Here is a 23,886-nt window from a genome sequence, read left to right as displayed (position 1 = left end):
CCCCGGACGGTCAGCCCGGACCCCGGCCCGTGGCCCGCACCGGGCCGCGACGGACCGCGCCCAGCATCTCCTCCGCCGGGCCCGGGTGGACGAACTCCAGCCACCACGTGGCGCCGCCCCGGGCCGCGGCGTCGACGGCGGCGCGCTCGGCCTCCACCGAGGACAGCCGACGCCGTCCACCGATGGCGACGTCGAGGGGTGCGTCCGCCCGGCCGGCCTCCCGGCGGTGGCGCGCCACCGCCTCGCGCAGCCGGAGCACGTCCTCGGTCGTGTGGTCGCTCCACCGCCCGGTGTCGGCGAGCTTGTAGGGCACGACACCGTCGGCGCGGGCCGCCCGCCGGGCCGCCGCCCCGGCCTCGGTGCTGCCGCCCACCCAGACGGGCACCCGCCCCGACAGCCGTCCGAGCAGCAGGTCGAGACGCTCGTCCACCTGGGGCCCGCGGGCGCGGGTGGTGTCCCACAACGGGTTCAGCGCTGCGCCACGGTCGCCCGGGTCGCCGGCACCCACCCCGAGCACCACGCGGCCGCCGGAGAGGGCCTGCAGGGTCATGGCCCCCCGGGCGAGCCCGACGGGGTCCCGCGCGAGCAGCCCGGTGACCGTCGTCCCCAGCGTGACCTTCTGCGTCCGTCCCGCCACGAGGGCGAGGACCAGCCAGGGGTCGGAGGTCGAGGGGTCCTCACCGCGGTAGTACTCCAGGTAGTCCTCCAGGAAGACGCCGTCCCAGCCGGCGCGCTCGGCCTCGACACCCAGCTCGACCAGCAGGTCGGCCGGGACGTCGTCGCCTCCGCAGGGGAGCTCGAGCCCGTACCTCATCCCGCCACCGTACGAGGACCCGGTGACATCGAGCCGTCCGGCACCGCCACGATGTGGACGGGTGCTGGCCGCCGGTCCGGCCCCGTGCCACGCTGGGCCCGTGACGTTCCGTGACGCGGCCACCACCGCGATCATCATCGTGTAGCGCGACGAGAGCACTTCCTCGTCGCGCAGACCTCCCGCACCCCGGGAGGTCTTTTCGTTGGGAGGGACGTCACCCGGGAGGGTGCGGCCGGACCGACGGAGACGGTCGACCGCCCACCCCCGCGGGCGACCGGGCACCGGCGAGGCGATGATGGAGCACGAAGCACCACGCGTCGACGCCCCGGCCCGCACGGGCCGGGGCACGGGCGCCGGGAGACCGGCCTGACTCGCGGATGGATCCGATGACCGACCTGCACGTGTACGACACGACCCTGCGTGACGGGGCGCAGCAGGAGGGGCTCAACCTCTCCGTCGCCGACAAGATGGCGATCGCGGCGCACCTCGACGAGCTCGGGGTCGGCTACATCGAGGGCGGCTGGCCGGGGGCCAACCCCAAGGACACCGAGTTCTTCGCCCGGGCCGCACGCGACCTGCGGCTGCGCAACGCCACCCTCGCCGCGTTCGGGGCCACGCGCCGGGCCGGCGGCCGTGCCGACACCGACCCGCTGGTGCGCGCGCTCCTCGACAGCCGGGCGCAGGTCGTCACGCTCGTCGCCAAGTCGCACACCGGCCACGTCGAGCGCGCACTGCGCACGACGCTCGCCGAGAACCTCGAGATGGTCCGCGACACCGTCTCCTTCCTCGTCGGGGAGGGCCGCCGGGTCTTCCTCGACGCCGAGCACTTCTTCGACGGCTACCGCACCGACCGCGACTACGCCCTCGAGGTCGTCCGGGCCGCGATGGAGTCCGGCGCGGAGGTCGCGGCCCTCTGCGACACCAACGGCGGGCTGCTGCCCGGCGAGGTCGGCGGCATCGTCGACGACGTCGTCCGCTCGACCGGCGCGCGCGTGGGCATCCACTGCCACAACGACACCGGCTGCGCCGTCGCCAACTCGATGGCCGCCGTCGACGCCGGCGCCACGCACGTGCAGGGCACGGTCAACGGCTACGGGGAGCGCACCGGCAACGCCGACCTGCTCACCGTCGTCGCCAACCTCCAGCTCAAGCAGGGTCGCGCGCTCCTCGAGCCGCACCGCCTCCAGGAGGCGACCCGGATCGCGCACGCCATCGCCGAGGTGACCAACGTGCCGGCGTACTCGCGACAGCCGTACGTCGGCTCGAGCGCGTTCGCGCACAAGGCCGGCCTGCACGCGAGCGCCATCAAGGTCGACCCCGACCTCTACCAGCACCTCGACCCCAAGCACGTCGGCAACGACATGCGGATGCTGGTCTCCGACATGGCCGGGCGCGCGTCCATCGAGCTGAAGTCCCGCGAGCTCGGCTTCGACCTCGACGCCTCCGACGAGGCGGACGCCGCGACGCTGCGCCGGGTGCTCGCCGCCGTCAAGGAGAAGGAGCTTCGCGGGTACACCTTCGACGCCGCCGACGCCAGCTTCGAGCTGCTGCTGCGCCGCGAGCTCGACGGCGGCCTGCCCGCGTTCTTCGAGACCGAGTCGTGGCGGGTCATCACCGACGCGCGGGGCGACGAGGACGCGCTGTCCGAGGCCACCGTCAAGGTGCGCGCGGCGGGGGAGCGGCACGTCGAGACCGGCGAGGGCAACGGGCCGGTCAACGCGCTCGACCACGCGCTGCGGGCCGCGCTCGCCACCACCTACCCGGAGCTCGCCGGCCTCGAGCTCATCGACTACAAGGTGCGCATCCTCGACGCCGCCCACGGCACCGACGCCGTGACGCGCGTGCTCATCGAGACCTCCGACGGCACGACGTCGTGGACGACGATCGGGGTCGCGGCGAACATCCTCGAGGCGAGCTGGGACGCGCTCGTCGAGTCGGTCACCTACGGGCTGGTCCGCGCGCAGGTGCCGCCCCGCTGACGCGCGTCAGGCGTCGGCGTGCTCGCCGACGCCGGCGGTGAGGTTCCGACCGCTGCCGACGTCGAAGACGTGCATCTTCGAGGTGTCGACCCACAGCTCGGCCTGCTGCCCGGCCCGGACGCGCGCCGCGGCGTCGAGCCGCGCCGTGACCGTCGTGCCCTCGCCGACCATGTCCTGGCCGGTGTCCTTCGCGAGGTCCTCGAGGTCGCCGGAGGTGACCTGCTCGCCCTGGACGGTGAAGTAGGCGTAGACGTCCGAGCCCATCGACTCGACGAGGTCGACCGGCACCGTGACGGTGGCGCCCGGCTTGTCGCCGACGAGGGAGGCGTCCTCGAAGTGCTCGGGCCGCAACCCGATGAGCACCTGCTTGCTGGTCGACTCCTGCACGGCGCGGCGGACGGCGTCCGGGACGGTCAGCTCGCCCAGGCCGGTCTGCAGCCGGTCACCCTCGATCGTCGCCGGGAGGAAGTTCATCGACGGGCTGCCGATGAAGCCGCCGACGAAGAGGTTGGTCGGGTGCTCGTAGAGCTCGGTGGGGGAGCCGACCTGCTGGACGATGCCGCCGCGCATGACGACGACGCGGTCGCCGAGGGTCATCGCCTCGGTCTGGTCGTGGGTGACGTAGACGGTCGTCGTGCCGAGGGCCTTCTGGATGCGCGAGACCTGCGTGCGCATCTGGACCCGGAGCTTGGCGTCGAGGTTGGACAGCGGCTCGTCCATGAGGAAGGCCTTGGGGCTGCGGACGATCGCGCGGCCCATCGCGACGCGCTGGCGCTGCCCGCCGGAGAGGTTGGCCGGCTTGCGGTCGAGGTGGTTGGTCAGCTCGAGCATCTCGGCGGCCTCGCCGACCTTCTGGTCGATCGTCTTCTGGTCGACCTTCGCGAGGACGAGCGGGAAGGCCATGTTCTCGGCGACGGTCATGTGCGGGTAGAGCGCGTAGGACTGGAAGACCATCGCGATGTCGCGGTCCTTGGGCGCCTTGTCGTTGACGACCTGGCCGTCGATCCGCAGCTCGCCCTGGGTGATGTCCTCCAGCCCGGCGATCATGTTGAGGGTCGTGGACTTCCCGCAGCCCGAGGGCCCGACGAGGATGATGAACTCCCCGTCGCGGATCTCGAGGTTGAGGTCGTCGACGGCGAGCGCGCCGTCCGGGTACCGCTTGACGACGTGGTCGAGGACGATCTCTGCCATGGGGTGCTCCTTCGTGGTCCGGGTCGCGGGCGTCAGCCCTTGACCGCTCCCGAGGTGAGGCCGGCGACGATCCGCCGCTGGAAGAACAGGACGAACAGGACGATCGGGATGGTGATGACGACGGCGGCGGCCGCGATGGCCGCGGTCGGCTTCTCGAACGTCGTCGCGCCGGTGAAGTACGACATCGCGGCGGGCACGGTGCGCGCCGAGTTGGTCGAGGTGAGCGAGATCGCGAAGAGGAAGTCGTTCCAGCAGGCGATGAAGACGAGGATCGCCGTCGTGAAGACGCCCGGGAGGGCGAGCGGGGCGATGACCCGGCGGAACGCCTGGTAGGGGGTGGCGCCGTCCATCTGGGCGGCCTTCTCGAGCTCCCAGGGGATCTCGCGGAAGAACGCCGACAGGGTGTAGATGCCCAGAGGCAGGGCGAAGGTGATGTACGGGAGGATGAGCCCGGGCCAGGTGTCGAAGATGCCGATCGCCGTCTCGATCTTGAACAGCGGTGTCACGAGGGCGATCTGGGGGAACATCGAGATGAGGAGCGACGTCGCGACGATCGCCCGCTTGCCGGGGAACTCGAGCCGGGCGATGGCGTAGGCGGCCATCGTCGCGAGCGTCAGGGCGACGCCGGTGGCGATGAGGCAGATGCCGATCGAGTTGACCAGTGCCCGGATGAAGTCGCTGTTCCGGAAGATGTCGCTGTAGGCGGTGGTGTCCGGGTTGAGCGGCAGGAAGTTGCCGTCGTTGAGGGTGTCGTCGCCCTTGAGCGAGAGCGAGATGATCCAGATGATCGGGACGAAGGCGTAGACGAGGACGATCGCGTTGGCGACGCTCCAGCCGATGCGTCGCTGGGGGGTGATGGGGACTGCAGTCATCGGGACCCGCTCCCTCCCGGGGCCGCGGCCCCGAACAGCTTGACGAACAGGAAGGCGATGATCGCGGTGGTGATGAAGATGAGCACCGCCATCGTCGACCCGATGCCGAGGTTGAGGCCGCGGATCAGGTTGTTGTAGGCCACCATCGACACCGACGAGGTGTCGTTGCTGCCCCCGGTCAGCACGAAGATGTTGTCGAAGACGCGGAAGGCGTCGAGCGTGCGGAAGAGCAGCGCGACGAGGATCGACGGCTTGATGAGCGGGACCGTGACGCGCCAGAACCGTTGCCACGCACTGGCTCCGTCCATCGAGGCGGCCTTGAGGAGGTCCTCGGGGACGAGCGCCAGGCCGGCCATGAGGAGCAGCGCCATGAAGGGCACCGTCTTCCAGACCTCGGCGAGGATGATGATCCAGATCGAGGGCCACCGGTCCGTCAGTGGCGCGGAGTCGCCGGCCAGCCACCCGATGCCCTGGGTCCACGCGAAGCGCCACGAGAACGCGGCGACGACGGTGACGATGGCGTACGGCACGAGGGCCGAGGTGCGCACGAGCCCGCGGCCGACGAGGGTGCGGTGCATGACGAGCGCGAGCAGCATCCCGAGCACGAGCTCGGCGGCGGCGCCGATGACGGTGATGAACATCGTGATGCCGAAGGACTGCCACCAGATCGGGCTCGTCAGCACGGTCACGTAGTTCGAGAGGCCGACGAACTCGTTGGCGTCCGGCTTGCGCAGGTCGGCCTTGAAGAACGACAGGTAGATCGCGTAGGCGATGGGGTAGGCCGCGACCGCGAGCATGACGAGCACGGCCGGGGCGCAGAGCATGAGCCCCAGGCGCTGCTCGGCGCGACGGCCCTCGCTGGCGCGCTTGCGGGCGATGACGAGGCCCTCGTCGGGCTCGGGAGCGGCGACCGCCGGCGGCGTCTGGGTGCTCACGGGAGGATCCCCTTGCCGTCGATGGCGTCCTGGATCTCGGTGCGCAGGGTGTCGGCCGTGCGTTGTGGGTCGATCTGCGACGGTGGCGACAGCGTCGACGACACGATCGTCGAGATGTTCTGGTAGAGAGGCGTCTTGGGCCGCGGGACGGCGGTCTCGAGCTCGGCGAGGATGTCCTCGTACATCGGGTAGGCCTCCTGGAACTCGGGGTCGTCGAAGACCTCCTCGAGGACCGGGACGTTGCCGGCGTCGAGGGCGCCGTTGAGCTCGGCCTCGGGGTTGCGCAGGCACATCGCGGCGTCGAAGGCGAGGTCGGGGTGCGTGCTGTAGGTGCTGATCGCGTAGTTCATCCCGCCGAGCGTGGCGCGGGCGGGCTCGCCCTCCTTGAACTGCGGGAGCTTGGTCCAGCCGAGGTCGTCGGCGACCTCGGGGTTGGCCTCGCGCATCGCCGAGAGCATGTACGGCCAGTTGATGGCGAAGGCCGCCTGGCCGTTCTGCATCTGGGCGAAGACCTCCGGCTCCTGGCTGTTGGAGAGGGAGGCGCTCGCCAGCCCGTCGGTCGCGAGGCTCTTGAGGATCCCGAGCGCCTCGACCGTGCGCTCGTCGACGGTCGGCTTCGTGCTGTCCTCGTTGACGAGCGTGCCGCCGAGCGAGGAGAGGATCGTGTTGAAGCCGACCACGTAGCCCTCGTACTGCGCGGCGGTCAGGCCGATGACGTACGGCTTGTTCTCGGACTTCAGCTGCTGGGCCCGGTCGACGACCTGCTGCCACGTCGTCGGCGCGTCGGGCACGAGCGACTTGCGGTACCAGAGGAGCTGGACGTTGGTCGTCCGCGGGATGCCGTAGAGCTTGTCCTTCCACGTCGCGGTGTCGATCGGCTGCTGGAGCACGCCGTCCGTGGCGGCCTGCGCCTGCTCGCCGGTCAGCTCGCGGATCCACCCGGCCTCCGCGAACTCCGCCGTCCACGTGACGTCCATCCCGAGGACGTCCATGCCCTCGTCGCGGGCCGCGAGCCGGCGGACGAACTGCTCGCGCTGGCTGTCGGCGTCGCTCGGGATGAGGTTGGGACGGATCGTGTAGCGGCCCTGGGCGGCGGCGTTGCAGGCGTCGAGGATCTTGGTCCATCCCGCGTCGGAGGTGCTGCCGTAGACGTTGATGACGGGCGTGCCGCCGTCCCCGTCGCTGCAGGCCGCGAGCGCCGCCACCGAGGCCGCGACCACCCCCAGGCCCGTGAGTCGTCGCAGTTGCATCGGCCCGCTCTCCCTCCGTTGGGTGCCGTGCCCGACGGTGACCTGGGTCACAGCCGGTGGAGCGACCCTAGGTGCAGGTGGGCCTCAGGGCAACAGGTGGGAGCGGTCCGTGTCCGGGCCGTGACCTCTCACGCCAGATGGAAGCGCTTGCGGCACACGGTGATCGTCACGAGTGACAGCGCTGCCACCGCCATGAAGTAGAACGCGGGGGCCGAGAGGCTGCCCGTGCGGTCGATGAGGAACGTGAAGATCGCGCCCGCGAAGCCGCCGAAGACGAGGACGCCGAGGTTGTAGCCGACGGCCATGCCGGTCGTGCGCACGTTGGTCGGGAAGAGGTCGTGGTACAGACCCGGCAGGGGGCCGAAGTACGAGGCCATGACCGCGCCGAACACGACCTGGACGACGGTGAGGACGGCGACGGTCGGCACCGCGACGAGCAGCTGGAAGAGGGGCCACGCGACGACGAGACCCGCGACGGCGGCGACGGTCATGACGCGGGCCGGGCCGACGCGGTCGGCGAGCCGGCCGACGAAGGGGGTGCCGACGAGGGTGACGACGCCGGCGATCATCCCGCCGAGGAAGCCCGCGTAGCCCGGCAGGTCGAGGCTCTTCACGGCGAAGGTCGGCATGTAGAGGATGAGGTAGACCGAGATCGACGCGAGCGCGACGGCGCCGGCGGCCGCGAGCAGGCGGCCGAGGTGCGTGCTGACCGTGGAGCCCAGCGGGGAGTCGAGCTTCTCGGCGTGCTCGAAGTCGGCGGTCTCGTCCATCTTGCGGCGGATGTACCAGCCGACCGGGCCGATGAGCATCCCGACGAAGAACGGGACGCGCCAGCCCCACGTGTAGAGGGCCTCGCGGGACAGGAAGGTGGTGAGCCCGAAGCCGAACGCGGAGGCGAGGAACATCGCCGCGCCCTGGGTCGCCACCTGCCAGCTGCCGTAGAAGGCGCGCCGGTCGGGGGCCGACTCGACGAGGAAGGTCGTCGCGGTGCCGAACTCACCGCCGGCCGAGAACCCTTGCACGAGACGGGAGGCGAGCAGCCAGAGGCCGGCCGCGACCGGTCCGACAACGGCTGCGGTCGGGGCCACGGCCATGAGGCCCGTGCCCACCATCATCGTGAGGATGGTCATCGACAGGGCGCGCTTGCGGCCGTGACGGTCGGCCCAGCTGCCGATGACCGCGGCGCCGAGCGGGCGGATGAGGTAGGAGACGGCGAAGGTGAGGAAGGTGAGCATCAGCGCGGCGAAGCCGGAGACCTCGGGGAAGAACAGCTCGCTGATGACGACCGCGAAGCTCGAGTAGACGATGATGTCGAACCACTCGAGGGCGTTGCCGATCGAGGACGCGACGACGGCCTTGCGCGCCTTCGTGACGGCCTCGGGCGACGCCTCCCAGGTGCGGTCGCGCGGTGTGCTGACGTGGTGGTCGGTGCTGGCCATGACCTCGACCCTCGCACCGCGACGCGGTCGATGGCGGTTCGGGAGCGGGTGAGCTCCACGCGGTCCGCGATGCGGACGACAGCGGTCGTCGGCTCGGGGGGCGTCGTCACGAGGCGGAAGCCGCCACCCACACACCCTTCTCGGCGCAGGCCGCGGGGACGACGACGCCGGCCACCTCGTGGTTGGAACGCCGCTCGCCCGGTTCGAGCGCGACTCCGCCGCCGACGTCCACCGGGTCGCCGAGCGCGGCCGACGGCCGGCCGGGCACGTCGACCGTCGCCGGGCCGTCGGTGGTCACCGACGTGCCGGCGGGCCAGACGACGACCATGTCGCCGACGCCCAGGCACCCGCCGACGTCCGTGAGGGGCCCCGAGAGCAGGGCGTCGCCCCCGGAGTCGGTCCGTTCCCCGACGAGCACCGGCGTGCCGCTGACGTCCAGCACCTGACCGGAGCCGGAGTCGCACCCGACGAGGACGGCGCACGCGCAGAGCACCGAGAGCGCGGTGAGGGGACGACCGACGGCCACCTCACGATGGTGGCAGACGGCTACGTGGTCGGGCCGGTGCTCGAGCCACGGGTCCGACCACGTAGCCGCCGGGGTCCTCGCCGCGGAAGGTCGGTGGGCGTTGTCGGTGGCTTCTCCTAGAGTGTGGGGCACAGGGAAAGGGGGCGGCCGATGGACGTGATCTCGCTGCAGGACAGCCGAAGTGCTGTTGCGCCCGCGGACGTCGTCGCCTCCCTGCGCGCCTCGTTGGCCACGCTCGACGCCGGGGCCGTGACGGACCACGAGCGGGTCGCGTTGGTCGCCGAGCTGGAGCGGCTCAAGGCCGCGGCGGCGGCCTGCCAGGCCCGTGCGACGGACGCGCTCCGACGCTCGCGCGAGGCGGTGGCGCCGCACGACGTGACCCGCTCGGTGGGCTCGGAGATCGCCCTCGCCCGCCGCGAGGCCCCGAGCCGCGGGGACCGGTTCGTCGGCCTGGCGCGGGCGCTCGTGCACGAGATGCCCTGTCTGATGGCGGCTCTCACCGACGGGACGACGACCGAGTGGGCCGCGGTCGAGGTCGCCCGCGAGACCGCGACGCTGACCCGCGCGGACCGGGCCGAGGTCGACCGCCGCATCGCCGACGCCCTCCATCGGCTCTCCGCCCGCGCGGCCGGCCGGGCCGCCGCCCGGGTGGCGGCAGAGCTGGACGCCGCGTCCGTGGTCCGCCGGATGGAGGCCGCGGTGCGGAGCCGGCGGGTGAGCGTGCGCCCCGCTCCCGACGGGATGGCCTACCTGACGGTGCTCGGCCCCCTGCACGAGATCGTCGGCGCGCACGCCGCCCTGCTGCGCCGGGCGCGGAGCGTTGTCGGCGGGCAGTGCGAGGACGAGGCGCCCGACGGGCGGGGCGTCGGGGCGGTCAGCGCCGACACCGCCCTGCGCCTGCTCTCCGGGCGGACGCACGGGCAGGTGCAGCCCCTCGAGGTCCAGCTCGTCATGACCGACCGCTCCCTCCTCGGCACCGGTGACGCCGACCGCCCGCTCGACGAGCCCGCCCGCCTCCCGGGGCACGGCTCGGTACCGGCGCCGGTCGCCCGCGCCTGGGTCCGAGGGGCCGGCCCCGCGTCCGTGTGGCTCCGCCGGCTCTACACGACGCCCGACGGGCGGGACCTCCTCGCGATGGACTCCCGCCGCCGCACCTTCCTCGGCGGGCTGCGCCGGATGCTCGTGCTGCGCGACGACGTCTGCACGACGCCGTTCTGCGACGCACCGATCGTCCAGGCCGACCACGCCCACCCCGCCCACGACGGCGGGCCCACCAGCGCATGGAACGGGAACGGGAAGTGCCTGCGCTGCAACCTCGTCAAGGAGGCGCCCGGCTGGTGCGTCACCGTGACGCGTGGCTCACCCCACGAGCTGGTCACGCGCACCCCGGCCGGGCACTCCTACCGCTCCCTCGCGCCGCCCCTGCTCGGATGGGGGAGCGAGCCGCACCCACCACCGGGCGCCGACGGACGAGGCGGCTCAGCGCTCGAGCGACGCATCGACTGGCTCTTCGCGAACGCCGCCTGAGCGCACTCCCTGCTCGAGCACCTCGACGAGCCTGCGCCGCAACGCGTTCGACCGGACCGTGAACTCACGCTGCCGCGTCAGGTACTCGGTCTTGCCCTCGGGTGTCTCGATGCGCACCGGCTCGTACCCGAGCTCGAGCAGGTCGTACGGCGAGGCCTGCATGTCGAGGACACGGATGTCGCGCGCGAGGTCGAAGGCGTCCGCCGTGAGGTCGCTCGGCACGAGCGGCGCGAGCTTGAACGCCCACTTGTAGACGTCCATCCCCGCGTGCAGGCACCCCGGCTGCTCGTGCGCGACCTGCCCCTCGCGCGTCGGCCGCAGCTGGTTGAGCGGGGCGGCCGACGCGGTGAAGAAGCGGTAGGCGTCGAAGTGCGAGCACCGCACCGCGTGCCGCTCGACGACCTCGTCGGTGCCCCGCGGGCCGAGGCGCAGCGGCCACCCGGTGTGGCGGACGTCGTCGGCCGGCAGCCGGTGGACCATCGCCCACTCGTGCAGCCCGAAGCACCCAAGGTGCGGGGGCCGCGAGAGCGTGGCCGTCAGCAGCTCTCGGACGAACGAGACCGTGCCACCCCGCGCGTCGAGGAACGACCCGAGGTCCAGCCGGACGCCGTCGCCGACGACCTCGTGGTGCCGCCACCCGGCCCGCTCGGTGGACGCCGCACCCTCGAGCAGCACGCCGGCGCCGGGGTGCCATCGGCGCAGCTTCGCGGGGGAGTGGTTGTAGTAGCGGAACAGGAAGTCCTCGACGGGGTGCGCCCGCCCGTCGGCGCGACGGGTGCGGTGGCCGGCGGTCGCGGCGTCGACCCGCTCGGCGTGGGCCCGCTCGAGCCCACGCCACTCCTCGCGGGCCAGGACGACGGTCACCCGCACCACGGTAGCCGCGACGGGCGCACGCCCCGGGCACACCCGGGAGCCCTCGGGCGTTGGACGCGGGTGAGGATGGAGGTGCGGCCACCGCCGCGCCCCACCAGCGTCCAGCCACCGACCCGGAGGTCCACCCGTGCGCCGCCCCGCGCTTCTCACCGCCGCGCTCGCCGCGCTCGCCCTCGTCGGCGGCTGCACCATCGGCGGCTCCGAGCCGGACCCCGCCGCCTCGTCGGCCCCGGCGCCGGCCTCGAGCGCCCCCTCCGCCTCCCCGTCGCCGTCCGCGTCCGCGACGGCGGCCCCCGACGGCCCCGTGGTCCTGGCCCTCGGCGACTCCCTGGCCGCCGGCTACCAGCCCGGGGGCAGCGAGCGGCGCGACACCGCCTACCCCGCGCTCGCCGCAGCGCGGGTGTCGCAGGCCGGCACGGAGCTCGGCGTCGAGAACCTCGCCTGCAGCGGCGAGACCACCGGCACCCTCCTCGAGGGCGGCCGCTGCGACTACGCCGAGGGCAGCCAGCTGGCCCAGGCCGAGGCCTTCCTGCGGGAGCGCGGCTCCGACGTGCGGATGGTGACCCTCGACATCGGCGGCAACGACCTGCTCCGCTGCGCGGCCCGCCTCCAGGTCGACGCGGCCTGCGCCGAGCAGGGCGTGCAGACCGTCGCGAAGAACCTGCCGACGATCGTCGAGCGGCTGCGCGCCGCGGCCGGCCCCGACGTCCCCGTGCTCGTCCTCGGCTACTACAACCCGTGGCTCGCGGCCTCCTACCTCGGCACGGGCGAGGCCCAGCTCGACGCCGCGAAGACCGCGTACTCCGGGCTCGACGCCGCCATCGAGAAGGCGACCAAGGCCGCCGGGGCGCGCTACGTCGGGCTCGACGCCGCCTTCGCGTTCGACGACGAGTCGCCGACGACCTTCAACGGCCGCGAGGTCCCGACCAACGTCGCGCAGGTCTGCACCCTCACCTACATCTGCACCGCCTTCGACGTGCACCTCACCGACGAGGGCGCCGCCGTCGTCGGCCGCGTCGTCGCGGACGCCGCCCGCAAGGCCGGGGTCTCCTGACCCGCAGGCCCGGTCGGTAGGCTCGCGCCATGCGCATCGCGAGGTTCACCACCGGGGACGACCCCGTCTACGGCCTGGTCGACGGGGCCGGCGAGAAGATCGCCGAGGTCACCGGCGACCCCCTCTACCAGCGGATCGAGCTGACCGGCGCCACGCACCTCGTCGAGGACGTGCGCCTGCTCGCCCCGGTCATCCCGCGGAGCAAGGTCATCGGCATCGGCAAGAACTACGCCGACCACGCGGCCGAGATGGGGACGGACGTGCCCGAGGAGCCGCTGATGTTCCTCGTGCCCAACACCGCGGTCGTCGGCCCCGGCGACCCCGTCGTCCTGCCGCCGCAGAGCACCGAGGTCCACTACGAGGGCGAGCTCGCGGTCGTCATCGGCCGGATGTGCAAGGACCTCGAGCCGGAGGACGCGCTCTCGGTCGTCTTCGGCTACACCTGCGCCAACGACGTCACCGCGCGCGACCTGCAGCGCTCCGACGGCCAGTGGGCGCGGGCCAAGGGCTTCGACACCTTCTGCCCGCTCGGGCCGTGGATCGAGACCGACCTCGACGTCTCGTCCCTCTCGGTCGTCACGCGCCGCGACGACGAGGTCGTCCAGGACGGCACGACAGGCGACATGGTGCACGGCGTCGCCGCGCTCGTCTCGTACGCGTCCAAGGCGTTCACCCTGCTGCCCGGCGACGTCATCCTCACGGGGACCCCGGCGGGCGTCGGGCCGGTCGAGGCCGGCCAGCGCGTCGAGGTCGAGGTCGAGGGCATCGGGGTCCTCGCCAACCCGTTCGTCCGGCACTGAGCACCGGTGCGCCCGGCCGCGTTTCGCGCCGGGCGCCACGGGGCATGGTCGGGATGACGACGTCCCGACCCCCGAGGAGCACCCCGTGACCGAGCAGGACCGCCCCGAGACCACCGACGACGCCTCCACCCACGAGGCCGCGACCGAGGCCGCCCAGAACGTCGTCGACGAGGTGACGTCGTGGGAGTACAGCGGCGAGCGCGAGACCATCGAGGGCGAGCTGGACCGCGGCCTCGACGAGGCCGGCGTCGCCCTGGACCCCGCCGAGCGCGAGCGCGTCGTCGACGAGATCGACGAGGTCAAGGACGACGAGACCGCCGGCTCGCCCGACGTCGGCGACGCCCGGCCCGCGGACCAGTCCTGACCGCTCCGCCCGACCGGGTCAGCGCCGCTCGGTGAGGTGGACGGACACGGTGTCCCCGACGTCCTTACCGAGGGCGCGGAGCAGGTCCTGCGTCATCGGCAGCTTGTGGCGGCCGTCGCCGAGCGCCATGAAGGACGTGCGGATGTCCCGCCCGTCGACCGTGCCGGTGACCTTGACGAGGCCGCGGGTGCCGAAGACCTAGGCGGACCGCGGCCAGACGACGTAGCACCAGCCGCCCGGGGCGTCGCTGCGGACGACCTCGCCGTCGAAGCGCAGGTCGACCGGCCCCGGTCGCGTGGCGTCGTGCGTGGTGTCCATGGTGGGCTCCTCCCGGCCGGCTCCCTGCCGGCTCACGTGGACCGACCGCCGGGGGTCGCCGGACTCATCGGTCGGCGACGCAGCCACCACTCACCGGCGACGACGTGCATCGAGAGGCCGAGCCAGAACGCCACCCCGAACGTGGCCCGCAGCGGCATCGTCGTCCCGCCCATCCCGAGCAGCCCGAGCTGGACGCCGGTGAACAGCCCCACCCACAGGCGGATGGTCCCGACGCCGAGCCCGACGGCGAACGCCCGCACCATCCAGCGCCGGTGGTCGGCGATGCGCCCGGAGCGGACGGCGCGCAGCGCGAGCACCAGGCAGAGGACGAACCACGCGCCGAAGACGAGCGTCGCGCTCGTCTCGGCGCCTCCGCCCCAGGCGAACACGAACCCGAGCACCACGGCGAGGACGCCCGAGACGAGGCCGCACGCCAGCAGCACGCGACCGAGCCGGCGGTGCAGGCGCAGGTGGCGGTCCCGGACGCGCGCCGACAGCTGGAGCGGGGCCCCGAGCAGGTAGAGGACGCCGGGCACCATGTGGCCGTAGGCGAGCCACGGGTGCGCGACGTAGAGCTCGGCGAGGTCGTCGTCCGGGACGGTGCCGTCCACCAGGTGCGGCACGTCGGTGACGAGGCGCAGGGCGAAGAAGACGAGCACGACGGTCGTGAGCACGGCCACGACGACGCCGACGGGGCGTACCCGTCGCGCCGGTCGCTCCGCCGTCGCCCCCGCCATGCCGCGAGTCTGCGCCCGTCGCCGCCCGTGCGCCACCCCCCGCGCGACGTCACTACGCTGGCCCCATCATGAGCGAGCACACCCCCGCAGCCCCGCCGGCCGGCGACCTCCCCGGTCCCGTCCGCCTCCGCGTCGCCCCGTCCCCGACGGGCGACCCGCACGTCGGCACGGCGTACATGTCCCTCTTCAACCTCGCCTTCGCGCGCCAGCAGGGGGGCCGGTTCCTCCTGCGCATCGAGGACACCGACCGGACGCGCTTCCGCGAGGACTCCGAGCAGCAGGTCTTCGACACGCTGCGCTGGCTCGGCCTCACGTGGGACGAGGGCCCGGACGTCGGCGGGCCGTGCGCGCCGTACCGCCAGAGCGAGCGGCTGACGACCTACCGCCCCTACGTCGACCGGCTGCTCGCCGACGGCCACGCCTACCTCTGCTGGTGCTCGACCGAGCGCCTCGCCGCGATGCGCGAGGAGCAGCAGCGCCTCAAGCAGCCGACCGGCTACGACCGCCTCTGCCTCGGCAAGAGCGAGGAGGAGCGGCGCGCGCTGCCCGGCTTCTCCGAGACGCCCGTCGTGCGACTCCTCGTGCCGGACGACGTCGAGCTCGAGTTCGACGACCTCATCCGCGGCCGGATGACCGCCCCGCGCCCCGACGACCAGGTCATCCTCAAGGCCGACGGGTTCCCGACCTACCACCTCGCCGTCGTCGTCGACGACCACGAGATGGGCATCACCCACGTCGTGCGTGGCGAGGAGTGGGTCAGCTCGACCCCCAAGCACGTCCTGCTCTACCGCCGCCTGGGGCTCGAGCCGCCGCGGTTCGCGCACATGCCCCTGCTGCGCAACGAGAACAAGAGCAAGATCAGCAAGCGCAAGAACCCCGAGGCGCGCCTCACGTGGTTCCAGGAGGAGGGCTACCTGCCCGAGGCGCTCGTCAACTTCCTCGGCCTGCTCGCGTACCCGCCGGCCCAGGACGCCGAGGGCAACGACGTCGAGTTCTTCACCTTCGAGGAGTTCGCGCAGCGCTTCGACTGGTCGCTCGTCAACCCCGTCGGCCCGATCTTCGACCTCAAGAAGCTCGACTGGCTCAACGGCGTCCACATCCGCTCGCTCGCGCTCGGCGACTTCGCCTCCCGCCTCCTGCCCTACCTCGTGCGGGACGGCGTCCTCGGCGAGAACCCCTCGCTCGCCGAGCTCGCGCGCCTGGAGCTCGTCGCCGAGCTCGTCCAGACCCGCATCGCCCACCTCACCGAGGCGACCGCGCTCGTCGCGCCGTTCTACGTCGCCGACGACGCCGTCGTCGTCGCGGACGACGCGCGCGCCCAGCTCAAGGACGACGCCGCCGCGACGCTCGACGCCGCGTCGGCCGCGCTGGCCGACCTGCCGGACGAGCGGGGCGGGCCGCTCGGTGCCGAGCGCACCTGGCGCGCCGAGGCGATCGAGGCCGCGTTGCGGGCCGCGCTCGTCGAGGGCCTCGGCCTCAAGCCGAAGTTCGCCTTCGGGCCGCTGCGCACGGCGGTCTCGGGGCAGCGCGTCAGCCCGCCGCTGTTCGAGTCGATGGAGATCCTCGGCAAGGACTCGACGCTCGCCCGCCTCGCGGCGCTGCGCGCGACGCTGTGACCGCCGCGTGGGACGGCCTCGGCGTCGAGGCCGTCCTCCTCGACGCCGACGACACGCTCTACGACACCCGCACGGCGATGCACCGGGCCGGCGCGGCGGCGGCGACCCGCGTCTGGCCGGATGCCGACCCCGAGCGGCTCGCGGCGGCCGGGGTGCGCTTCCGTGACGACCCGCAGGGGCACTTCGCCGCGTACACGCGCGGCGAGACCGACTTCGCGCAGATGCGCCGGGCCCGCCTCGGCGAGCTCGCGGTGTGGCTCGGGCAGCCGGACGGCGAGTGGTCGGCGCCGTTCGACGAGGCCTACGAGCCGGCCTTCCTCGACGCGCTCGAGGCCTTCGACGACGTCCGGCCGGCGGTCGGGGCGCTGCGGGAGCAGGGCGTGCTGGTGGGCGTGCTCACCAACTCGGCGGGTGACTACACGCAGGCCAAGCTGATGGCCGCGGGGCTGGAGGACCTCTTCGACGTCGTCTGCAGCCGCGACACCCTCGGCTTCGGCAAGCCGGATGCCCGCGCCTTCCACGAGGCCGCGCGGCGGCTCGGGGCCGACCCGTCCCGGACCGGGTACGTCGGCGACGAGCTGACCACCGACCCGCTCGGCGCCGTCGGTGCCGGGATGCCCGCGGCGTGGCTCGTCCGCGACGGCGAGCCGGGGGAGCGGGAGCGGCTGCTCGTCGCGCAGCACGGTGTGCCGGTGGTGCGTTCGCTGCGCGAGATCGCCGGTCTGCGGGGGGTGTGAGCCCCGCGATTTGGGTCGGGGGAGGAGGCCCGGTAGTGTTCTCTCTCGGTTCGCCGCTCGGTCGGCCCGCTCGCGGGACATCGGACGGCATACCCCATGGGGTATGGTGTAATTGGCAACACTGGTGATTCTGGTTCATCCGTTCTAGGTTCGAGTCCTGGTACCCCAGCCATCGCCCCCGGCTTCGGCCGGAGGCGATTTCGGAGAAAGCCCTCCCGTTCGGTAAGGTTTCTCCTCGTTGCCCGGCCCGCCTCGCGGTGGTCCGGACGACACCGAGGCCCCGTTGTGTAGTGGCCTAGCACGCCGCCCTCTCAAGGCGGTAGCGCGGGTTCGAATCCCGTCGGGGCTACATCGAGCGAAGGCCCGGTCCACCAGGACCGGGCCTTCGTCGTGGGTCGACGGGGTTGCGTCTCAGGCGTCCTCGCGCGCGTCGGCCGCCGCCTGACGCCGGCTGCTCACCGCCTCCTGGGCGAGCCGTCGCAGCGCGACGAGCACGGGATCGCCGAGCACGGTCCCGACGACGACGGTGCGCATCGCCTCGGCCGGGTCCTGCGCCGCGAGGGCGAGGTCGACGTCGGCCTCGGCGACCACGGTCATCCCCGCGGCGTACCGCCGCAGGGTCGCTGCGTCCAACGGGACGCCGGCCGCCCGGGCCGCCGCCACCGCGTCGCCGAGCGCGGTGAGGGCGGGTGCGCCCGACCACGTGCACCAGCCGAGCTCCTCGAGCAGCCCCGTGATCTCGGGGTCGACCGGGCCGCGGGCGGCAGGGGTCGGGATGACGGCCGCGGCCGCGCCGAGCAGGTCGTGACGGGACGGGGGAGGGGACTCCAGGGCGCCGACGATCGCGCGCACACCGCTGAGGCCGACGCCGCCGTGCTCGACGAGCGCCCGGACCAGCCGGACCCGCTCGACGTGCTCGTCACCGTAGTCGGCCGAGGTCCGGCTCGTCGCCCGGCCCGGCGGCAGCACGCCCTCCCGGAGGTAGAACTTCAGCGTGTGCACCGGCACGCCGGTCCGCTCCGCCAGCTCCGAGATGCGCACTCCCGCTCCTTCCCTCTTGACACCGGATAGTGCCACTCTCCACCATGGTGTCACCGGACAGCGTCACTATCCAGTCAGGAGCGTCCCATGGATCGCATGACCCACGCCTACGACGGCCCCCTCACCGTCTTCCTCATCGGCCTGCGCGTCCACCGCCCCTGGCGGGTCGGCATCGTGCGCCAGGCTGCGAGCGCGATGCCGCGGATGATCACCGAGCTCGAGCGCAACAAGGCCGCGGCCGCCCGCGGGGAGGAGGAGTCGCTCGGCTACCTCGGCAGCCGCTCGACCGTGCACCTCATGGCGACGACGATGGTCCAGTGGTGGCGCAGCACCGAGGACCTCTACGCCTACGCGAACGCCGCCGACCACCTGCACCGGCCGGCGTGGACCGAGTTCTACGCCGTCGCGAAGAAGGACCCCGGCGCCGTCACCATCTGGCACGAGACCTACGAGGTGACGCCGCACGGTGCCGAGAGCGCGTACGCGGGTCCGAAGCCGCTCGGGCTCGCGTCGATCGCCGGAGTCCTCCCGCTGGGTCGGCGCGGTGAGACGGCCCGCCAGCGGCTCGGCAGCCGGCTGTCCTGAGGCCTCAGGCGACCGTGACCCGGGCGCTCGCGGCGAGCGCGCACACCCGGGCGTCGAGCCGGGCGTCGCCGGTCGCCGCGTGGACGAGCCACGCCGAGCGCAGGTCCTCGAGCGTGGGCCAGCGGTTCTCCCAGGTGACGAGCCGCTCGGCGAGCAGGTCGAAGACGTCGTCGCACAGGGTCGGTGCGAAGACGATGACCGGCGTCCGGGCCCGGGTCAGCGCCGCCGCGCGCCGGGCCGCGACGCTGCCACCGCCGACGACCAGCGCCGGCCGGTCCGGGCGCGGGAAGGCGAGCAGCCGGGTGCGGTCACGGGCGATGCGCGAGGCGGCGGTCGGGGTCACGTGCGCTCCTCCTGCGATGGACGGTGCGCCCAGCCTGCCCGCGCCGTGTTGCCCCGGCGCGCGCCGCGTGTGACATCCGTGTTGCGTGGCGGCCGGCGGGCCCCGCCGGTCAGGCGTTGTTCTGGACCTCCTGCTGCGCGGCGTGCCGCGCGAGGACCTCGCTCAGCTTGTTCGCGCCGGCCATGACCGTCGCGGCGTGCAGGCGGCCGGGCTGGCGCGAGAGGCGCTCGATGGGTCCCGAGATCGAGACCGCCGCGATGACCCGCCCGCTCGGGGAGCGGACGGGGGCCGAGACCGACGCCACGCCGGGCTCGCGCTCGCCGACGCTCTGCGCCCAGCCCCGGCGCCGGACCCCGGAGAGGGCCGTCGCCGTGAAGGCCGCGCCCTGGAGGCCGCGGTGCAGCCGGTCGGGCTCCTCCCAGGCGAGGAGGATCTGCGCGGCCGAGCCGGCGCGCATCGAGAGGGTGGCGCCGATCGGGATGGAGTCGCGCAGGCCGACGGGGCGCTCGGCGGCCGAGACGCACACCCGGTACTCGCCCTGGCGCCGGAAGAGCTGCGCCGACTCGTTCGTGTGGTCGCGCAGCGCGCCGAGGACCGGACCGGCGGCGGCGAGGAGGCGGTCCTCGCCGGCGGCGGCCGCGAGCTCGCCGAGGCGCGGGCCGAGGACGAAGCGTCCCTGCAGGTCGCGCGTCACGAGCCGGTGGTGCTCGAGGGCGACGGCGAGCCGGTGCGCCGTCGGGCGGGCCAGGCCGGTGGCCGTCACGAGCTGGGCGAGCGTCGACGGGCCGGCCTCGAGGGCGGACAGCACGACGGCTGCCTTGTCGAGCACTCCGACCCCACTGCTGTTGTCCATGTCTTGATATTGCTATCTCATCGGATGAGACGCAAGTCCATCCATGACATCACCGTGCGAATCTCGGGACGACGGCGACGACGCGGTGCCGCGTCCGCCGCCGACGACCCCGCGGCCGACCGCCGCGGTCACGTGGACGAGAGGTGAGTGGGATGGCCGGAACGCTGGCCGAGAAGGTGTGGGAGCAGCACGTCGTGCGACGGGGCGACGGGGAGCCCGACCTCCTCTACATCGACCTCCACCTCCTCCACGAGGTGACGAGCCCGCAGGCCTTCGACGGGCTCCGCCTCGCCGGCCGGCCGGTCCGCCGCCCCGACCTCACCCTGGCGACCGAGGACCACAACGTCCCGACGACCCCGGGCCCGATCACCGACCCGGTGAGCCGCACCCAGGTCGAGACGCTGCGCCGCAACTGCGAGGAGTTCGGCGTCACGCTCTACCCGATGGGCGACGCCGAGCAGGGCATCGTCCACGTGGTCGGCCCGCAGCTGGGCCTGACCCAGCCGGGGATGACGATCGTCTGCGGCGACAGCCACACCTCGACGCACGGGGCCTTCGGGGCGCTGGCCTTCGGCATCGGCACCTCCGAGGTCGAGCACGTCCTCGCGACGCAGACCCTGCCGCTCAAGCCGTTCCGGACGATGGCCGTGACCGTCGAGGGCGAGCTCTCGCCCGGCGTCACCGCCAAGGACATCGTCCTCGCCGTCATCGCGAAGATCGGCACCGGCGGCGGCCAGGGCTACGTCATCGAGTACCGGGGCAGCGCCATCCGCGCCCTCTCGATGGAGGCCCGGATGACCGTGTGCAACATGTCGATCGAGGCCGGCGCGCGCGCCGGGATGATCGCTCCCGACGAGACGACCTTCGAGTACGTCCGCGGCCGCGACCACGCGCCGACCGGCGCCGACTGGGACGCCGCCGTCGAGGCCTGGCGCGAGCTGCGCAGCGACGACGACGCCGAGTTCGACACCGAGGTCACGCTCGACGCCGCCTCCCTCACCCCCTTCGTCACCTGGGGCACCAACCCCGGCCAGGGCAGCCCGCTCGGCGAGGCCGTGCCGGACCCCGAGTCGATGGGGGACGACAACGACAAGGTCGCCGCCCGCCGCGCGCTCGAGTACATGGGTCTGCAGGCCGGGACGCCGCTGCGCGAGATCCACGTCGACACCGTCTTCGTCGGCTCCTGCACCAACGGCCGGATCGAGGACCTGCGCGCCGCGGCCGAGGTCATCGAGGGTCGCCACGTGGCCGACGGCGTGCGGATGCTCGTCGTCCCCGGCTCCGCCCGCGTCCGCCTCCAGGCCGAGGCCGAGGGCCTGCACGAGGTCTTCACCGCGGCCGGCGCCGAGTGGCGCCTGCCGGGGTGCTCGATGTGCCTCGGGATGAACCCCGACCAGCTCGCGCCGGGGGAGCGCAGCGCGTCGACCTCGAACCGCAACTTCGAGGGACGGCAGGGCAAGGGCGGCCGGACCCACCTGGTCAGCCCGCTCGTCGCGGCCGCCACCGCGGTCCGCGGCACCCTGTCGAGCCCTGCCGACCTCGAGCCCGTGGAGGCGAACGCCTGATGGAGAAGTTCACGTCGCACACCGGCATCGGCGTCCCGCTGCGCCGCAGCAACGTCGACACCGACCAGATCATCCCGGCCGTCTACCTCAAGCGGGTGACCCGCACCGGGTTCGAGGACGGGCTCTTCGCCGCCTGGCGGAACGACGAGACGTTCGTGCTCAACGACCCGAACTTCGCCGCGGGGTCGGTCCTCGTCGCCGGCCCCGACTTCGGCACCGGGTCCTCGCGCGAGCACGCGGTGTGGGCGCTCATGGACTACGGCTTCCGGGTCGTCATCTCCTCGCGCTTCGCGGACATCTTCCGGGGCAACAGCGGCAAGCAGGGCCTGCTCACCGCGCAGTGCTCGCAGGACGACGTCGAGCTGCTCTGGAAGCTGCTGGAGAACGAGCCCGGTACCTCCGTGACGGTCGACCTCGAGTCCCGCACCGTCACCGCCGGTGACCTCGTGGCCCCCTTCGAGGTCGACGACTACACCCGCTGGCGCCTCCTCGAGGGACTGGACGACATCAGCCTCTCGCTGCGGCACGAAGAGGACATCACGGCCTACGAGACAATTCGTCCGGCGTGGAAGCCGAGCGTCACCGCCTGACAAAGCCCCTCTCCCAAAACCGTTTCCGGGCAGGAACACAGCGGCGCGGCATCCCCTCGGGGGTGCCGCGCTGGTGTGCGTGGGGCTGCTGTGACGCCGACGGCGTCGCCAAAGCCTCTGTCGCGCAACCAGAACACGCCGCGAGAGTGGTGGACGTGCCTCTCCGGCAGGCATACCGTCGTCCCCAAGGTCGGCGAGCCCCGGCCCCACGTCCCAGCGTCGAGGCGGCCGCCTCGCGCCGACCGATGGAGGATCCACCGTGAACAAGGCAGACATCGTCAAGGAGCTCGAGAAGGCCCTCGGCAGCCGCAAGCTCGCGAACGACGCGCTGGACACCGTGCTCGACACGATCGTCCGTGAGGTCACCCGGGGCGGCAAGGTCGCGATCACCGGCTTCGGCACGTTCGACCGCGCGGAGCGCGCCGCTCGCACCGGCCGCAACCCGCACACCGGTACCTCGGTGCGCATCCCCAAGAGCAAGGCTCCGCGCTTCCGTCCGGGCACCGCCTTCAAGGACTACGTCCGCAAGCCCAGCTCGCTGCCCAAGGGCGGCACGGCGACGGGTCGTGCCGCCGCCGGCAGCGCGGGCGCCGCGGCGGCCCCGGCCAAGAAGACGGCCGCCAAGAAGTCGGCGACCAAGGCCACGACCGCGAAGAAGACGGCGACCAAGGCGGCGCCGGCCAAGGCCGCGGCGAAGAAGACCACGACCAAGGCCACGGCGCCGCCGAAGACGGCGGCGAAGAAGGTCGCGACGAAGGCGGCGCCCGTCAAGACCGCGGCGAAGAAGACCGCGACCAAGGCGACGGCGCCGGCGAAGACCGCCGCGAAGAAGGTCGCGACGAAGGCGACCCCGGCGAAGACCGCCGCGAAGAAGGCGCCGGCGAAGAAGACCGCGACCAAGGCCGCCCCCGCGAAGAAGACCGCCACGAAGGCGACGGCGAGCAAGGCGACGACCGCGAAGAAGACGACCGCCAAGAAGGCCCCGGCCAAGAGGACCGCCAAGCGCTGACGCGCCGGGTCGGGCGGGGCCGTCAGTGGATGGTCTCGCCCGGCCCGATGCCGACGATCCAGGCCCGCGTGGCGACGAGGCCGTCGGCGTCGAGCTCGATGCTCACCCGCTGGCCGCTGCGCAGGTGCAGGAGACCGCTGTCGACGAGCGCGGCGATCGGCACCTCGACCTCGCGGCCGTCGTCGAGCAGCGCGCTGCCGCCCGTCTCGTCCGGGACCCGGTGGATGGTGGCCTGCACGCCCGGCAGGGTAGCGCGAGCCAGGGCCTGGGCGGTGTGCGCACCCACCCCGAGCGCAACGGCGTCGGCCAGCGACGCGGCGTCGTCGACGTCGGTCCGCAGGCCCGCGGCGGGCACCCGGACCGTCTCCCAGCCGAGGTCGGCGTGCGCGGTAGCGCTCCCCGCCCCGAAGCGCGTCGGGGCCGGCCCGTCGTCGAGCGCGAGGTCCAGCAGCGCCGTGCCGGTGCCGTCGGCGTCGGGGACGACGGCCCGGGGGAGCCGGCCCGTCCGCTCGAGCGTGGCGGCGAGCTCGGTGCCGGTGAGCGCCGGGTGGTCCCCGAGCAGCACGACGGCGCGGCGGGCGCCCGTGCCGCGGGCCGCCGCGACCCCGGCCCGCACCGCGGCGTCCAGCCCCCCGCCGGGGTCCGGCACGACCTGGGCGACGACCGCGGCCCAGGCCGCCACGACGGGGTCGCCGGTGACGACGAGCACGCGGACGCCGGGCAGGGACGCGGCCGCGGCGACGGTGTCGCGGGAGAAGGCGTCGGCGAGGGCCATCCGGTCCTCGCGCGGCAGTGGCAGGCGCGACTTCGCGAGCGGGCCGCCCTTGACGGGGACGACGACCGCGAGCGCTGGGGACGAGGGCACGTG

Annotated in this window: 24 protein-coding genes, 2 tRNA genes and 1 pseudogene; 13 read left to right on the top strand and 14 right to left on the bottom strand. The window is 73.3% G+C overall.

The genetic code is table 11. The features are described from left to right. Positions 1 to 10 precede the first annotated feature (10 nt). Positions 11 to 814, bottom strand: coding sequence for an LLM class flavin-dependent oxidoreductase (locus J3473_RS10855; protein ID WP_207023312.1), 804 nt, complete (start codon positions 812 to 814; stop codon positions 11 to 13). 386 nt (positions 815 to 1,200) lie between these two features. On the opposite strand from J3473_RS10855, the gene cimA reads away from it, so the two are divergent. Continuing rightward, a complete protein-coding gene (gene cimA, locus J3473_RS10850; RefSeq protein ID WP_207023309.1) occupies positions 1,201 to 2,793 on the top strand; it encodes a citramalate synthase in 1,593 nt (530 codons plus the stop codon). Between the two features lie 6 nt (positions 2,794 to 2,799). On the opposite strand, the gene J3473_RS10845 is transcribed toward cimA, so the two are convergent. The 6 genes from J3473_RS10845 to J3473_RS10820 all read right to left on the bottom strand — a co-directional run bounded on the left by J3473_RS10845 (position 2,800) and on the right by J3473_RS10820 (position 9,006). Then, positions 2,800 to 3,984: an ABC transporter ATP-binding protein gene (locus J3473_RS10845; protein ID WP_207023307.1), complete on the bottom strand. Its 1,185-nt coding sequence runs from the start codon at positions 3,982 to 3,984 to the stop codon at positions 2,800 to 2,802. A gap of 32 nt (positions 3,985 to 4,016) precedes the next feature. Next, complete coding sequence (locus tag J3473_RS10840; protein WP_207023305.1) at positions 4,017 to 4,856, bottom strand: carbohydrate ABC transporter permease; 840 nt, start codon at positions 4,854 to 4,856, stop codon at positions 4,017 to 4,019. After that, a complete protein-coding gene (locus J3473_RS10835; RefSeq protein WP_030527908.1) occupies positions 4,853 to 5,791 on the bottom strand; it encodes a carbohydrate ABC transporter permease in 939 nt (312 codons plus the stop codon). Before J3473_RS10835 ends, J3473_RS10840 begins: the two co-directional genes overlap by 4 nt. Further along, entirely contained in the window at positions 5,788 to 7,041 is a 1,254-nt protein-coding gene (locus J3473_RS10830) for an ABC transporter substrate-binding protein (RefSeq protein ID WP_207023303.1), read from the bottom strand. The genes J3473_RS10835 and J3473_RS10830 overlap by 4 nt, the downstream gene beginning before the upstream one ends. Before the next feature lie 128 nt (positions 7,042 to 7,169). Continuing rightward, positions 7,170 to 8,480 carry an MFS transporter gene (locus J3473_RS10825; RefSeq protein WP_207023301.1) on the bottom strand — a complete coding sequence of 437 codons (1,311 nt, stop codon included), beginning with the start codon at positions 8,478 to 8,480 and terminating at the stop codon, positions 7,170 to 7,172. 106 nt (positions 8,481 to 8,586) lie between these two features. Further along, the gene (locus J3473_RS10820) at positions 8,587 to 9,006 is read right to left on the bottom strand and encodes a hypothetical protein (RefSeq protein ID WP_207023298.1); all 420 of its coding nucleotides are present in this window, start codon (positions 9,004 to 9,006) and stop codon (positions 8,587 to 8,589) included. Positions 9,007 to 9,156: 150 nt separating this feature from the next. Here J3473_RS10820 and J3473_RS10815 point away from each other — a divergent pair, with 150 nt between their 5' ends. Then, a complete protein-coding gene (locus J3473_RS10815; RefSeq protein WP_207023297.1) occupies positions 9,157 to 10,533 on the top strand; it encodes an HNH endonuclease in 1,377 nt (458 codons plus the stop codon). Here J3473_RS10815 and J3473_RS10810 read toward each other — a convergent pair. Further along, complete coding sequence (locus J3473_RS10810) at positions 10,486 to 11,397, bottom strand: 3-methyladenine DNA glycosylase (RefSeq protein ID WP_207023295.1); 912 nt, start codon at positions 11,395 to 11,397, stop codon at positions 10,486 to 10,488. The two genes, J3473_RS10815 and J3473_RS10810, sit on opposite strands and share 48 nt — an antisense overlap. 136 nt (positions 11,398 to 11,533) lie before the next feature. Here J3473_RS10810 and J3473_RS10805 point away from each other — a divergent pair, with 136 nt between their 5' ends. The 3 genes from J3473_RS10805 (at position 11,534) to J3473_RS10795 (ending at position 13,624) form a co-directional block, all read left to right on the top strand. Next, the gene (locus J3473_RS10805) at positions 11,534 to 12,460 is read left to right on the top strand and encodes an SGNH/GDSL hydrolase family protein (RefSeq protein ID WP_207023293.1); all 927 of its coding nucleotides are present in this window, start codon (positions 11,534 to 11,536) and stop codon (positions 12,458 to 12,460) included. Between the two features lie 29 nt (positions 12,461 to 12,489). Further along, positions 12,490 to 13,260: a fumarylacetoacetate hydrolase family protein gene (locus tag J3473_RS10800; RefSeq protein WP_207023291.1), complete on the top strand. Its 771-nt coding sequence runs from the start codon at positions 12,490 to 12,492 to the stop codon at positions 13,258 to 13,260. Between the two features lie 85 nt (positions 13,261 to 13,345). Then, the gene (locus J3473_RS10795; RefSeq protein WP_207023289.1) at positions 13,346 to 13,624 is read left to right on the top strand and encodes a hypothetical protein; all 279 of its coding nucleotides are present in this window, start codon (positions 13,346 to 13,348) and stop codon (positions 13,622 to 13,624) included. An 18-nt stretch (positions 13,625 to 13,642) separates the two neighbouring features. Here the strand turns inward: J3473_RS10795 and J3473_RS19515 are convergent. Further along, a pseudogene (locus tag J3473_RS19515) lies at positions 13,643 to 13,807 on the bottom strand (DUF1905 domain-containing protein); the annotation flags it as partial. Between the two features lie 167 nt (positions 13,808 to 13,974). Continuing rightward, positions 13,975 to 14,679 (bottom strand): DUF2306 domain-containing protein, encoded by a 705-nt coding sequence (locus J3473_RS10785; RefSeq protein WP_207023288.1) that lies wholly within the window; start codon positions 14,677 to 14,679, stop codon positions 13,975 to 13,977. A 68-nt stretch (positions 14,680 to 14,747) separates the two neighbouring features. Between J3473_RS10785 and gltX the strand changes: the two genes are divergently transcribed. The 4 genes from gltX (at position 14,748) to J3473_RS10765 (ending at position 17,381) form a co-directional block, all read left to right on the top strand. After that, positions 14,748 to 16,295: a glutamate--tRNA ligase gene (gltX, locus tag J3473_RS10780; protein WP_207023286.1), complete on the top strand. Its 1,548-nt coding sequence runs from the start codon at positions 14,748 to 14,750 to the stop codon at positions 16,293 to 16,295. Continuing rightward, positions 16,292 to 17,032, top strand: a complete 741-nt coding sequence (locus J3473_RS10775) for an HAD family hydrolase (RefSeq protein ID WP_207023284.1) — start codon at positions 16,292 to 16,294, stop codon at positions 17,030 to 17,032. The genes gltX and J3473_RS10775 overlap by 4 nt, the downstream gene beginning before the upstream one ends. Positions 17,033 to 17,129: 97 nt before the next feature. Further along, a tRNA-Gln gene (locus tag J3473_RS10770) sits at positions 17,130 to 17,204 on the top strand. A gap of 104 nt (positions 17,205 to 17,308) precedes the next feature. Further along, a tRNA-Glu gene (locus tag J3473_RS10765) sits at positions 17,309 to 17,381 on the top strand. 62 nt (positions 17,382 to 17,443) lie between these two features. On the opposite strand, the gene J3473_RS10760 is transcribed toward J3473_RS10765, so the two are convergent. After that, positions 17,444 to 18,073 carry a MerR family transcriptional regulator gene (locus J3473_RS10760; RefSeq protein WP_207023281.1) on the bottom strand — a complete coding sequence of 210 codons (630 nt, stop codon included), beginning with the start codon at positions 18,071 to 18,073 and terminating at the stop codon, positions 17,444 to 17,446. Between the two features lie 87 nt (positions 18,074 to 18,160). On the opposite strand from J3473_RS10760, the gene J3473_RS10755 reads away from it, so the two are divergent. Further along, positions 18,161 to 18,658 carry a DUF4188 domain-containing protein gene (locus tag J3473_RS10755; protein ID WP_207023279.1) on the top strand — a complete coding sequence of 166 codons (498 nt, stop codon included), beginning with the start codon at positions 18,161 to 18,163 and terminating at the stop codon, positions 18,656 to 18,658. Between the two features lie 4 nt (positions 18,659 to 18,662). On the opposite strand, the gene J3473_RS10750 is transcribed toward J3473_RS10755, so the two are convergent. Both J3473_RS10750 and J3473_RS10745 read right to left on the bottom strand, forming a co-directional pair. After that, entirely contained in the window at positions 18,663 to 19,001 is a 339-nt protein-coding gene (locus J3473_RS10750) for an NAD(P)-dependent oxidoreductase (RefSeq protein WP_207023276.1), read from the bottom strand. 109 nt (positions 19,002 to 19,110) lie between these two features. Next, complete coding sequence (locus J3473_RS10745; RefSeq protein ID WP_030527924.1) at positions 19,111 to 19,854, bottom strand: IclR family transcriptional regulator; 744 nt, start codon at positions 19,852 to 19,854, stop codon at positions 19,111 to 19,113. 152 nt (positions 19,855 to 20,006) lie between these two features. Between J3473_RS10745 and leuC the strand changes: the two genes are divergently transcribed. The 3 genes from leuC to J3473_RS10730 all read left to right on the top strand — a co-directional run bounded on the left by leuC (position 20,007) and on the right by J3473_RS10730 (position 23,018). After that, positions 20,007 to 21,419: a 3-isopropylmalate dehydratase large subunit gene (leuC, locus tag J3473_RS10740; RefSeq protein ID WP_207023274.1), complete on the top strand. Its 1,413-nt coding sequence runs from the start codon at positions 20,007 to 20,009 to the stop codon at positions 21,417 to 21,419. Beyond that, positions 21,419 to 22,009, top strand: a complete 591-nt coding sequence (leuD, locus tag J3473_RS10735) for a 3-isopropylmalate dehydratase small subunit (protein WP_207023271.1) — start codon at positions 21,419 to 21,421, stop codon at positions 22,007 to 22,009. Before leuC ends, leuD begins: the two co-directional genes overlap by 1 nt. A 259-nt stretch (positions 22,010 to 22,268) precedes the next feature. After that, positions 22,269 to 23,018: an HU family DNA-binding protein gene (locus J3473_RS10730; RefSeq protein WP_207023269.1), complete on the top strand. Its 750-nt coding sequence runs from the start codon at positions 22,269 to 22,271 to the stop codon at positions 23,016 to 23,018. Positions 23,019 to 23,040: 22 nt separating this feature from the next. Here J3473_RS10730 and cofC read toward each other — a convergent pair whose 3' ends face one another. Then, entirely contained in the window at positions 23,041 to 23,883 is an 843-nt protein-coding gene (gene cofC, locus J3473_RS10720) for a 2-phospho-L-lactate guanylyltransferase (RefSeq protein WP_242525815.1), read from the bottom strand. Positions 23,884 to 23,886 lie beyond the last annotated feature (3 nt).

It is taken from the genome of Phycicoccus sp. DTK01 (genome assembly GCF_017312765.1).
GTDB classification, from domain to species: domain Bacteria; phylum Actinomycetota; class Actinomycetes; order Actinomycetales; family Dermatophilaceae; genus Phycicoccus; species Phycicoccus jejuensis.
Note: the sequence above shows the minus strand (reverse complement) of the source record. Positions and strands in the feature narration are given on the sequence as shown.

Coding starts and splice junctions, on each gene's coding strand:
- J3473_RS10785 (WP_207023288.1), bottom strand. CDS start 14,679: ATGGCGGGGGCGACGGCGGAGCGACCGGCGCGACGGGTACGCCCCGTC.
- J3473_RS10800 (WP_207023291.1), top strand. CDS start 12,490: ATGCGCATCGCGAGGTTCACCACCGGGGACGACCCCGTCTACGGCCTG.
- J3473_RS10845 (WP_207023307.1), bottom strand. CDS start 3,984: ATGGCAGAGATCGTCCTCGACCACGTCGTCAAGCGGTACCCGGACGGC.
- J3473_RS10825 (WP_207023301.1), bottom strand. CDS start 8,480: ATGGCCAGCACCGACCACCACGTCAGCACACCGCGCGACCGCACCTGG.
- leuD (WP_207023271.1), top strand. CDS start 21,419: ATGGAGAAGTTCACGTCGCACACCGGCATCGGCGTCCCGCTGCGCCGC.
- J3473_RS10855 (WP_207023312.1), bottom strand. CDS start 814: ATGAGGTACGGGCTCGAGCTCCCCTGCGGAGGCGACGACGTCCCGGCC.
- J3473_RS10815 (WP_207023297.1), top strand. CDS start 9,157: ATGGACGTGATCTCGCTGCAGGACAGCCGAAGTGCTGTTGCGCCCGCG.
- leuC (WP_207023274.1), top strand. CDS start 20,007: ATGGCCGGAACGCTGGCCGAGAAGGTGTGGGAGCAGCACGTCGTGCGA.
- cimA (WP_207023309.1), top strand. CDS start 1,201: ATGACCGACCTGCACGTGTACGACACGACCCTGCGTGACGGGGCGCAG.
- J3473_RS10745 (WP_030527924.1), bottom strand. CDS start 19,854: ATGGACAACAGCAGTGGGGTCGGAGTGCTCGACAAGGCAGCCGTCGTG.
- gltX (WP_207023286.1), top strand. CDS start 14,748: ATGAGCGAGCACACCCCCGCAGCCCCGCCGGCCGGCGACCTCCCCGGT.
- J3473_RS10840 (WP_207023305.1), bottom strand. CDS start 4,856: ATGACTGCAGTCCCCATCACCCCCCAGCGACGCATCGGCTGGAGCGTC.
- J3473_RS10755 (WP_207023279.1), top strand. CDS start 18,161: ATGGATCGCATGACCCACGCCTACGACGGCCCCCTCACCGTCTTCCTC.
- J3473_RS10830 (WP_207023303.1), bottom strand. CDS start 7,041: ATGCAACTGCGACGACTCACGGGCCTGGGGGTGGTCGCGGCCTCGGTG.